This is a genomic window from Dorea sp. D27 (genome assembly GCF_001185345.1).
Lineage (GTDB): Bacteria > Bacillota > Clostridia > Lachnospirales > Lachnospiraceae > Extibacter.
The window spans coordinates 106,660-117,775 of record NZ_KQ236747.1; the positions used below are offsets into that span (position 1 = coordinate 106,660).

An 11,116-nucleotide genomic window follows, 5' to 3' on the forward strand; every position below is an offset into this window, starting at 1 on the left:
CGCTGGCCTATACACCAGGCGTGGCGCAGCCGTGCCTTGAAATCAAGGAAGATATCGACAAGAGCTATGACCTTACCCGCCGATGGAACACGGTGGCGGTCGTGACAGACGGAACGGCAGTGCTTGGACTTGGGGATATCGGGCCGGAGGCAGGCATGCCGGTGATGGAAGGGAAATGTGTACTTTTTAAGGCATTCGGGGATGTGGATGCGATTCCGCTGTGTGTCAGGAGCAAAGATGTGGATGAGATTGTCAATACCGTCGCTTTGCTGGCGGGCAGTTTTGGCGGTGTCAACCTGGAAGATATCAGTGCTCCCCGCTGTTTTGAGATTGAAAAGAAGCTGAAAGAACGCTGTGATATCCCGATATTCCATGATGACCAGCACGGCACCGCTGTCATCACGCTTGCGGGGCTGATCAATGCGCTGAAGCTCGTTGGCAAGAAGCTGGAAGAGGTCAAGATTGTGACAAGCGGCGCGGGTGCGGCGGGTATCGCAATCATCCGTCTCCTTATCAGCATCGGTGTAAAGAATGTCATCATGACAGACCGTATGGGCGCGATTTACAAAGGCAGAGAGGGAATGAACCCGATGAAACAGGAGATGGCTGAGATTACGAATGAGAAGTGCGAGAAAGGGACGCTGGATGAGGTTATCAAAGGTGCGGACGTATTCATCGGCGTTTCTGCACCTGGGACGCTGTCAAAAGAAATGGTAAGTACGATGGCGGAGGATGCCATCGTATTCGCCTGTGCGAATCCGGTCCCGGAGATATTCCCGGAGGACGCGAAGGCTGGCGGCGCGGCGGTAGTCTCCACAGGCCGCAGCGATTTTCCGAATCAGGTCAACAATGTGCTGGCATTTCCGGGCATATTCAGGGGGGCGCTCGATGTCAGGGCATCGGACATCAATGACGAGATGAAGGTTGCGGCCGCATATGCGCTGGCTGGGCTTGTTAGTGACGAAGAACTGGATGCGGATTATATTATACCGGCGGCCTTTGATGCAAGGGTGAAAGATGCAGTTGCAAAAGCGGTAGCCGATGCCGCCATTAAAAGTGGAACAGCCAGGATATAGTGTATTGAGGACATATCGGGGACGGGAGAAATTAACAAACCCCATCCCCGATTATTTTTTGCCTCATCATGTGTTCCAGTAAATGGAAGATAAAAGTTGACAAAAAATATCCAGTATGCTAATATTTTAACAAAGAGGTGGACATATGCTTTTGACAAGAGAAAATGATTACGCCATTCGTATGCTCCGTGCGATGAAGGACGGGGAGAAGCACACGATGAAGGATATATGCCAGGAAGAAGAGATTCCGGAAGCATTTGCATATAAGATAGTACGCAAGCTCCAGAAAGCGGGAATAGCAGAAGTAGAACGGGGGGCGTCAGGCGGATGCAGAATGGGAAGAAATCTCTCAGAGCTCACGTTATATGACGTAGTAACTGCTGTAGACGAGGAACCGGTAATTATGCCGTGTCTCAGAAAGTCCTGCAGCAGGAACACAGGTGGAAGTACGTGTAAGGTGCATGTGGAACTGGCCGAGATACAGAGGGCCCTCGTGAGAGAATTAAAGGCCCGCACGCTTTCAGATTTGTTTTAAATATAGTAAAAAATAATCCCTCCGAGAAGGGGGAGAATTTTTATAAAATCAAAGTGGACTAAATTAATCAAGTATCAAGGAGGTAAGACTATGAATCAATGTTTTGGGTGTAACACGTGTAAAAGTGCGGATAAGCCGCTGGAAGGGTATATCGCGGGACTTCCTTTAGAGACTTCCCACCACCGTGTAGAAAATCAGAGTACGAAGTGTGCATTTGGGCTGCAGGGTGTGTGCTGCAGGCTGTGTGCCAATGGCCCGTGCCGTATTTCGCCGGAAGCCCCGAGGGGAATCTGCGGTGCGGATGCAGATACGATTGTGGCGAGAAATTTTCTGAGAGCTGTTGCTTCCGGTTCGGGCTGTTACATACATATCGTAGAGAATACTGCACGCAATGTAAAGAATGTTGCAAAGACAAAAGGGGACATTAAGGGAGTCGACGCACTGGACCGGCTGGCATCCATATTTGGTATAGAAGAGGCCGACGTATACAAAAGGGCAGAAGCCGTAGCGGAAGCGGTGCTGAAGGATCTGTATCTCCCGGAATATGAAAAGATGAAGCTTACAGAAAAGATGGCGTATGGGCCCCGCTATGCCAGATGGAAGGAACTTGGCATACTGCCGGGCGGCGCGAAATCTGAGGTGTTCCATGGCGTGGTTAAGTGCTCGACGAATCTGAACTCGGATCCGGTCAATATGCTGCTTGACTGTCTGAAACTTGGTATTTCAACCGGAATCTATGGCCTGGTGCTTACGAACCTGCTCAATGACATTGTGCTTGGAGAGCCGGAAATCCGTTTTGCACCTGTAGGCTTAAGGGTAATCGATCCAGATTATATCAATATCATGATAACAGGGCACCAGCACTCTATGTTTACATTCCTGCAGGACCGGCTGACAGACGCGGATATTGTGGAAAAAGCAAAAAAGGCCGGTGCAAAAGGTTTTAAGCTAGTCGGCTGTACGTGCGTGGGGCAGGATCTGCAGCTTCGTGGTGCGCATTACACAGAGATTTTTGACGGTCACGCAGGGAATAATTATACGAGCGAAGCAATTCTGGCTACAGGAGGAATTGATGCTGTCATATCTGAGTTCAACTGTACATTGCCGGGTATTGAGCCAATCTGCGACGAACTGAGGATCAAACAGATATGTATCGATAATGTGGCGAAGAAAGCAAATGCAGAACTCAAGGAATTCGATTTTGAGAACCGGCCGGCAGTGACGGAAGAAATTATCAGCGAAGTAATAGAGGCATATGTGGCACGCAGGGGCAGCGTCCCGCTGCATCTTATGAGAGAACACGGCTATGATAACACGCTGACAGGAGTCAGTGAAGTATCGCTCAAGCAATTCCTCGGAGGCAGCTGGAAGCCGCTTATAGATCTGATTGTCACTGGAGATATCAAAGGTGTCGCAGGCGTTGTGGGATGTTCCAACCTCACAGCAGGGGGACATGATGTATTGACGGTAGACCTGGTGAAAGAGCTCATTGCGAAAGATATCATCGTCTTGACGGCAGGCTGTTCCTCCGGGGGTATCGAAAATTGTGGCCTTATGACGCCGGAAGCGGCACAGCTTGCGGGTCCGAAGCTCCGGGCCGTCTGTGAGAAGCTCGGGATACCACCGGTATTGAATTTTGGACCTTGCCTTGCCATCGGCCGCCTGGAGATAGTGGCTACTGAGCTCGCGGAAGAGCTTGGGGTGGATCTGCCTCAGCTTCCTCTCGTGCTGTCCGCGGCACAGTGGCTTGAGGAACAGGCGCTGGCGGACGGATGCTATGGCCTGGCTCTCGGACTGCCCCTCCATCTTGGCCTTCCACCGTTTGTAACCGGCAGTAAGACGGCGGTACAGGTGTTGACAGAAGACATGAAGCAGCTGACCGGCGGACAGGTGATAATCAATGGAGATGCAAAAGAATCTGCGGATATTCTAGAGAAGATCGTAATGGAAAAACGACACGGTTTAAACATATAGAAGGGGGCGGTGATTATGAAACGAATCATGATTGATTATGAAAAATGTGACGGCTGTAAGAACTGCTCCGCAGCCTGTATGCAGGCACACAGAAAAACGGAAGGAACGATATATGACCTGGATCTGACAGATCCTGAGAACGAGTCGAGAAACTTTATCTTGAAGGATCAAGGGGGGAATTACAGACCGCTGTTCTGCCGGCATTGTACCGAGCCGGAGTGCGTAAAGTCATGCATGAGCGGAGCGCTTAAGAAAGACCCTGAGAGCGGGCATGTGTTTTATGATGAGAACAGGTGCGGTTCCTGTTTCATGTGTGTCATGAACTGCCCGTTTGGGGTGCTTAAACCCGACAGGGTGACAAAGAGCAAGGTGATCAAATGTGACTTCTGCGTGAATGCCGGAGGAGAGCCGTCCTGTGTGTCCTCCTGCCCGAAGAAAGCCATATTCGTAGAGGAGGTGCAAGAATGAGATACGTGATTATCGGTGCGGGGACAGCAGGGCTGGAAGCTGCCAGAACAATCAGGAAGGAAGACGGTTCTGCCGGGATAACTGTTATCTCTGCGGACACATACGTGCATTCCAGATGTATGCTTCACAAATACATAGCAGGAGAGCGTGACGAAGAACAGCTTGATTTTACAGAAGAAAACTTCTGGGATAAGTTTGACATCAACTGGATGAAAGGCGTTAAAGTATGTGCGGTCCGTCCTGAAGAGAAGGTGATAGTGCTGGAGACAGGCGAAAAGGTGAGCTATGACAGGCTTCTTCTCGCAAATGGCGCGGACAGTTTTATTCCCCCGGTTGGTGAATTAAGAAGAGCATCCAATGTATTCGGCCTCAGAAATCTCAGTGATGCCCAGGCGATTGTAAAAGAGGCCGGACATGCGGAACAGGTGCTTGTCATCGGTTCAGGGCTCGTCGGGCTGGATGCGGCCTACGGCCTGCTCGAAAGGGGCAAGAAGATAACGATAGTCGAGATGGCACCCCAGATACTGCCCGTCCAGCTTGACGCCCACGCGGCAGGAGCCTACCAGAAGCTTTTTGAAGATGCCGGAGTACGCTTTATCTTAGGAAGGAAAGCCAGCGAAGCGGTGTGCGGGTCTGACGGTAAGATTCACAAGGTTACACTCGATAACGGTGAAGAGATTCCGTGCGACCTTGTAATCGTGGCGGCAGGGGTCAGGCCCTCGTCAGCTTACCTGGAAGGCAGCGGTATTGCCTGTGAACGGGGGGTGACGGTAGATACGCACATGCAGACAAACGTGCCCCATATATACGCAGCAGGTGACATCACCGGACTATCCGGGATATGGCCCAACGCTACAGACCAGGGCCGGGTGGCGGGCAAGAATATATGCGGTATCACGGAGATGTACACAGATACATATGCCGCCAAAAATACCATCAACTTCTTCGGCCTCGTGACACTGTGCGTCGGAAGAATAAGGGAAGAAGAAGGCGATCAGATTCTGATAAAAGAAGACCGCAGCCAATATAAAAGAGCCATCTTGCGTGAAGGAAAGATAGAAGGCATACTGCTACAGGGGGACATCTCTAATTCGGGCACATGGCAGTACCTCATAAAAAACAAGACAGATATAAGCAGCATACAAAAAGACATCTTCAGTATCAGCTATGCAGATTTCTATCACATAGATGAGACAGGCAGATACCAGTGGACGGGTACAGGGAAAATGTAAGTTTCGTAAACTAGGACGCCGTTGGGGAGGCAGAGGACATCTGCTTCGATGCGTCCGGGAACTGCGACTATCACACAGATTCCTAAGCCCGTGGAATGTTCGCCGATGGCGGCTCTCATCCCACAAGCTAAGGAATCTGGTGAGGATTCTCCGTCCCTCCCACTTATACCTGTGCATCTGTCCCCTGCCTCCCCAGCGGCTATCTACTTTACCGGCACGGCGGGGGGTGGGTGGCTGTGTGACGCTGCTGGCGGCCGGAAAGAATTTGTCTGTGCTGTATACACTAAGCTTGCTATCATTTTCCATCTAGCTGACGCGGCCAGCTTTCATCCGCTGTCCAGTAACGTTACACAGCCACTCTCGCCCTTGTTAGTAAAGTAGATAGCGGGCGGGGAGCCGGGTGGGAGATGCGCAGGTGTAAGCGTAAGAGGCGGAGAATCCTTTCCGTAGCCCTTATCCTGCGGGATGTAAGCCGCTATCGGCGCGCATACCGCAGGGTTAGGGATACGTGAAATAGTCGAAGCCTCGGACGCATCGAAGCAGATGCCACCCGGCTTCCCGCACGCCGCCTAATTTACTTTTCCCCACATTTGCTTCATTTCCGGTAAGCGAACAACGGTATTCCGTTCTTTGTCGGGAGCTCTACGTATCCTTGCGTGAGAGGTCTTGCGTAATCGATAAACCTGCCGCTGATATCAGAACCTTCGCTGATTATCCATTCGTCAGGAACGGGCTTTTCTTTGTTGCAGATGATATTGACGTCTGCCGTTCCATAGGAGAGTTCATATGGCACGCTTTTGTTACGGATGAATGTTATCATCTTGCCGGTCTCGCCACCGAGTGCGACCTGTACGGCGTAGATGCCGGCATTCACGGCTTCATCCAGATCTACTCTTGAAAGATGGGCACAGGAGCAGCGCTGGCATACGTTGAGTTCAACGGAACGCACTTTCACCCCAATCCTTTCCTTTACAAGATTCTCAAGATATTTTCCTGATCCGGTCAACATCTTATGGCCGAACGAGTCAGTGCCGACATCACTCGCGTATTCACATATGAAAGTACCCTTGCCGTCATTGATGCCTTCAGAGATGCACACGACGAGGTTCGGAGTGGTCTTTAGCGCTTCCTTAACTTTGCCAATGAATGCATCCTGGTCAAATGCGACTTCCGGAAGATAAATGAGAACAGGGTTGTCCCCTTCAAACTTCCGTGCCAATATGCTGGCGGCTGTAAGCCATCCTGCATGACGTCCCATTATCTCCACGATGGTTACAGACTGCTTGTTATCATATACCGTGGCATCTGTTGCAATCTCACGGACTGTAGTCGCGACATACTTTGCGGCGCTGCCATATCCCGGTGTATGATCTGTCTCGACAAGATCATTATCGATGGTCTTTGGCACACCTATAAAGCGGATATCGCTGCCGATATCTGCAGCATAACGGGAGAGCTTGCTTACCGTGTCCATAGAGTCGTTTCCTCCGATATAGAAGAAATATCCGATGTCTTTTTCTTCAAATTTCCTGAACAGCTCCGGGTACACCGGATCTGTCAGATCTTCTGGCAGCTTGTAGCGGCATGAGCCAAGATATGCCCCCGGTGTCGTCCTTACCAGTTCGAGTTCATTCGTCGTATCCAATGCCCCGATGTCCATATACCGGTCCTGGAGGAATCCTTCGATTCCATTGATCATGCCGAGAACCTGCCCTACATGGCCCGTCTGCTTCACTCCTTCTGCCACGACACCATACAGGCTTCCGTTGATTACGGCGGTAGGCCCGCCTGATTGTCCTACGATGATGTTTTTCTTCATATTATTTCCTCCAATTCTTTGTAATTACTATATCGGAAAATAAAGAATTTTACAATCTGTTGAATTATATTTTAAGAATATCAGGTTGGAAAAAGAAGAAGAATGCATTATACTATTAGCAGTTAATTAAGAAAGGAAGCAGACAAGATGAAATATATTTCATTTGCTATACCATGCTATAATTCTGAAGCATATATGGAGCACGCGGTTGAGAGCATTCTTCCTGGCGGAGATGATGTGGAGATTATCATCGTGAACGATGGCTCCAAAGACCGTACATCAGAGATTGCTCATGCATATGCAGAAAAATATCCAACTATCGTAACAGTTGTGGATAAAGAAAACGGCGGCCACGGGGACGCGGTGAATTCAGGCCTGAGCAATGCGCAGGGGAAATATTTTAAAGTGGTAGACAGCGATGACTGGATAGACGAAGAAGCTCTTCATAAGATACTGAAACTGCTTAGAGATTTGGAGGAGGACGACCAGGAAGTGGACATGCTCGTCTCGAATTACGTCTATGAGAAGGTTGGCGTTGCCCATAAAAGATGCGTCCATTACAGGAATGTCCTGCCCAAAGACGAGATCTTCCGGTGGGATGATATCGGGCATTTCCGGCTTGACCAGTATATACTGATGCATTCGGTAATATACCGCACGGCCATGCTTCAGCTGTCACAGATGAGGCTGCCGAAGCATACGTTCTATGTCGACAATATATACGTTTACTATCCGCTGCCGCACGTTAGGAAGATATATTATCTGGACGTTGACTTCTACCGTTATTTTATTGGACGGGAAGACCAGTCGGTCAATGAGAAAAATATGATTGCAAGAGTGGATCAGCAGATATTTGTGACGAAATCCATGATTGAAATGTACCAGCTGAAAAATGTTACGAGCAAGAAGCTCCGCCAGTATATGATCAACTATCTGGCGATTATGATGACGGTCTCTTCCATACTTCTCATCCGTTCTAAGAAAGAAGAAAATCTGGATAAGAAAAAGGAACTGTGGAAGTATCTCAAAAAGAAGGATGTAAAGACTTATATGAAGATAAGGTATGGAATCCTGGGGCAGACAATCAACCTCCCGGGCAAGTCAGGCAGAAAGATATCATCCCTCGTCTACAGCGTAGCCAGAAGAATTATAGGATTTAATTAAAAAAAGAATAATTTACCAGCCATGGTACATACTAGTAATAAAAGTAAAAAGGAGTATGTGACATGGCTATTGATTTTGGAAAGAGCAAGACGAAAGAGAATCTGATGAAGGCATTTGCAGGCGAGAGCCAGGCGCGCAACCGTTATACGATTGCAGCGAAGACAGCCCGTGAACAGGGGATGTATTCTATCAGCGAGATATTTTTGTTTACGGCAGACCAGGAACGCGCACATGCAGAGAGATATTACAGCTTACTTAAGAGTCTGTCAGGAGAGACCATCGATATCTGCGGCGGCTTCCCGATAGACCACTCAGACAGCCTGGCAGATCTTCTGCGGTCAGCACAGCACAATGAGATGCAAGAGTATGAGGATGTGTACCAGGAATTCGGAGACGTTGCGAAAGAGGAAGGTTTCCACGAAGCGGCGTCTGCATTTTACCAGATTGCGGATGTAGAGGCGATTCATGGGAAACGCTTCGGAAAGCTTGCGGAAATGCTGGAGAACAACACCTACTATGAGCGTGAAGGCGAGGGGGCATGGATGTGCCTGAACTGCGGACATATCCATCGCGGAAAACGTGTGCCGGAAGTATGCCCTACTTGCAGATATGAAAAAGGGTATTTCATCCCTGTTGAACTGGCTCCTTACCTGGAGTGTGAATTTATGAAATAACAATTCTTGAAGGCAGAGGTAGCGTATGACAAGTCAGAAAGCAGATAATCTGTTGAATCTTGCATTAGATGCTACAGAAGAGGAGAGGGAAAAGTCGCTGGAGCTGGACGTAGGATATAATCCGGTAGACAGGCAGTGGGATCTGATTATCAAATACTCCGGCGACCTGGGGGCGGTAAGAGAACTTGCGGACCAGGTGGTAGAGCTGCAGAATGAGTATGCTGTGATAACGATACGGGAGTCTCTTATCGAAGCTCTCTCCAGTCTTGTACAAGTAGAGTATATAGAAAAACCTAAACGGTTATTCTTTCAAGTTGCCAATGGAAGACGGGTATCCTGTATAGACGCTGTACAGGGAACCCGTTTTTCCCTGTACGGACAAGGTACACTCGTAGCAGTCATTGATTCCGGTATCGATTATGCGAATGCGGACTTCAGGAATGAGGACGGAACGACGAGAATCAGGGCTTTGTGGGATCAGTCTGTGGTACCGGGTGAAAATGGACTGCCCCCGGAAGGATATGCCATCGGCGTGGAATACAGTGCGGCACAGATAAATGAGGCACTGAGCGCCGGTTCCGAAGCGGGAATGAGGGCTGCCGTGCCGAGCCGGGATTCTTCCGGGCACGGGACAGCCGTAGCCGGAATCGCCGCAGGTAACGGACGGGGCAGCAGAGGAAGACAATACAGAGGAGTCGCAACACAGAGTGAATTGCTCGTTGTCAAGCTGGCAAGTCCGAGAAAGGATGGGTTCCCACGGACGACGGAGCTCATGCAGGGGATAGACTATGTCATCAAAAAAGCATTGGAGTTCCAAATGCCGGTGGCTGTCAATATCAGCTTTGGAAATACATACGGCGCCCACGACGGCACATCGCTGCTCGAGCGGTTTATCGATGATATATCAAATCTGTGGAAGAGCTGCATCAGTATCGGCACCGGAAATGAGGCTGCGAGTGCAGGCCATACTTCAGGCATACTGGCTGAAGGGCAGGAAACGATAGTCGAGCTGGCGGTACAGAATAACCAGCCGGCGTTGAGCATACAGATCTGGAAGGCATATACGGATGTGGTAGACATATCGCTCATATCGCCGTCGGGCATACGGGTGGGGCCGATTCAGGAGATTCTTGGCCCCCAGAGGTTTACGGCCGGGCAGACAGAAGTTCTTCTATATTACGGGGAACCGAGCCCGTTCAGTATATCTCAGGAGATATTTATCGATATGCTTCCTAAAGAGAGCTACATATCCAGCGGTATATGGAGAATTGTACTTTCCCCTTCAAAAGTAGTATCGGGCCTATATGAGATGTGGCTGCCAAGCGAAAATGTGTTGAACCGGGGGACCGGATTTACCTTTCCTACAGACACCACCACACTCACCATCCCGTCCACCGCAAGCAGAGCCATATCCGTAGGCGCATATAACGCCCTGGACTTTACATATGCCGGTTTTTCAGGACGCGGTTATACAGGAGAACGAAGATTCATAAAGCCTGACATTGTGGCGCCCGGGGTAAATGTGACCACCGTGACAGTGGGAGGGGGATATGCACCATTTACGGGAACGTCTTTTGCAACGCCATTCGTAGCGGGAAGTACCGCGCTTTTGATGGAATGGGGCATTGTAAGAGGAAATGACCCATACCTTTACGGAGAGAAGGTGAAGGCATATCTGAGAAGGGGAGCAAGGCCGCTGCCCGGATTTACAGAATACCCCAATCCCCAGGTGGGGTACGGGGCACTATGTGTACGGGATAGCCTGCCTGTATAAATGTGAGTTTAAGTAAATTAGGCGGCGGGCGGGGAGCCGGGTGGCAGATGCTTCGATGCGTACGAGGCTCCGACTATTTCACGTATCCCTAACCCTCCGGAATGCGCGCCGATAGCGGCTTGCATCCCGCAGGATAAGGGCTACGGAAAGGATTCTCCGCCTCTCCCGCTTACACCTGCGCCTCTCCCACCCGGCTCCCCGTCCGCTATCTACTTTACTAACAAGGGCGTGAGCGGCCGTGTGACGTTACTGGCCAGCGGATGACCGCTGGCTGTGTCAGCTAGATGGAAAATGATAGCAAGCTTAGTGTATACAACACATACAAATTAGAACGGTGTATATTATCGCAGTTAAACGTTTGCAGCGAGGCGTGCACGCCGTTGCTGCAGGAAGAGCCGGA

General features: G+C 49.9%; 9 protein-coding genes. 8 read left to right on the forward strand and 1 reads right to left on the reverse strand.

Annotated features, from left to right (window positions below):
* The 5 genes from HMPREF0980_RS16300 to HMPREF0980_RS16320 all read left to right on the forward strand — a co-directional run.
* On the forward strand, positions 1-1,076 hold a 1,076-nt coding region (locus HMPREF0980_RS16300), incomplete at its 5' end, for an NAD(P)-dependent malic enzyme (protein WP_084002903.1).
* A gap of 145 nt (positions 1,077-1,221) precedes the next feature.
* The gene (locus HMPREF0980_RS16305) at positions 1,222-1,611 is read left to right on the forward strand and encodes an RrF2 family transcriptional regulator (protein ID WP_049730126.1); all 390 of its coding nucleotides are present in this window, start codon (positions 1,222-1,224) and stop codon (positions 1,609-1,611) included.
* A 90-nt stretch (positions 1,612-1,701) separates the two neighbouring features.
* Entirely contained in the window at positions 1,702-3,585 is a 1,884-nt protein-coding gene (gene cooS / locus HMPREF0980_RS16310; protein ID WP_049730127.1) for an anaerobic carbon-monoxide dehydrogenase catalytic subunit, read from the forward strand.
* Between the two features lie 15 nt (positions 3,586-3,600).
* On the forward strand, positions 3,601-4,053 hold the full coding sequence (locus HMPREF0980_RS16315) for a 4Fe-4S dicluster domain-containing protein (protein ID WP_049730128.1): 453 nt from the start codon (positions 3,601-3,603) through the stop codon (positions 4,051-4,053).
* Positions 4,050-5,285: an NAD(P)/FAD-dependent oxidoreductase gene (locus tag HMPREF0980_RS16320; protein WP_049730129.1), complete on the forward strand. Its 1,236-nt coding sequence runs from the start codon at positions 4,050-4,052 to the stop codon at positions 5,283-5,285. The genes HMPREF0980_RS16315 and HMPREF0980_RS16320 overlap by 4 nt, the downstream gene beginning before the upstream one ends.
* Before the next feature lie 595 nt (positions 5,286-5,880).
* Here the strand turns inward: HMPREF0980_RS16320 and HMPREF0980_RS16330 are convergent.
* A complete protein-coding gene (locus tag HMPREF0980_RS16330; protein ID WP_049730131.1) occupies positions 5,881-7,104 on the reverse strand; it encodes a 6-phosphofructokinase in 1,224 nt (407 codons plus the stop codon).
* A 147-nt stretch (positions 7,105-7,251) separates the two neighbouring features.
* Here HMPREF0980_RS16330 and HMPREF0980_RS16335 point away from each other — a divergent pair, with 147 nt between their 5' ends.
* From HMPREF0980_RS16335 to HMPREF0980_RS16345, 3 genes are all read left to right on the forward strand, one after another.
* Entirely contained in the window at positions 7,252-8,268 is a 1,017-nt protein-coding gene (locus HMPREF0980_RS16335; protein WP_049730132.1) for a glycosyltransferase family 2 protein, read from the forward strand.
* A gap of 62 nt (positions 8,269-8,330) precedes the next feature.
* Complete coding sequence (gene rbr, locus HMPREF0980_RS16340; RefSeq protein ID WP_049730133.1) at positions 8,331-8,942, forward strand: rubrerythrin; 612 nt, start codon at positions 8,331-8,333, stop codon at positions 8,940-8,942.
* Positions 8,943-8,967: 25 nt separating this feature from the next.
* Positions 8,968-10,716, forward strand: a complete 1,749-nt coding sequence (locus tag HMPREF0980_RS16345; RefSeq protein ID WP_049730134.1) for a S8 family peptidase — start codon at positions 8,968-8,970, stop codon at positions 10,714-10,716.
* The last annotated feature ends 400 nt before the right edge of the window (positions 10,717-11,116 follow it).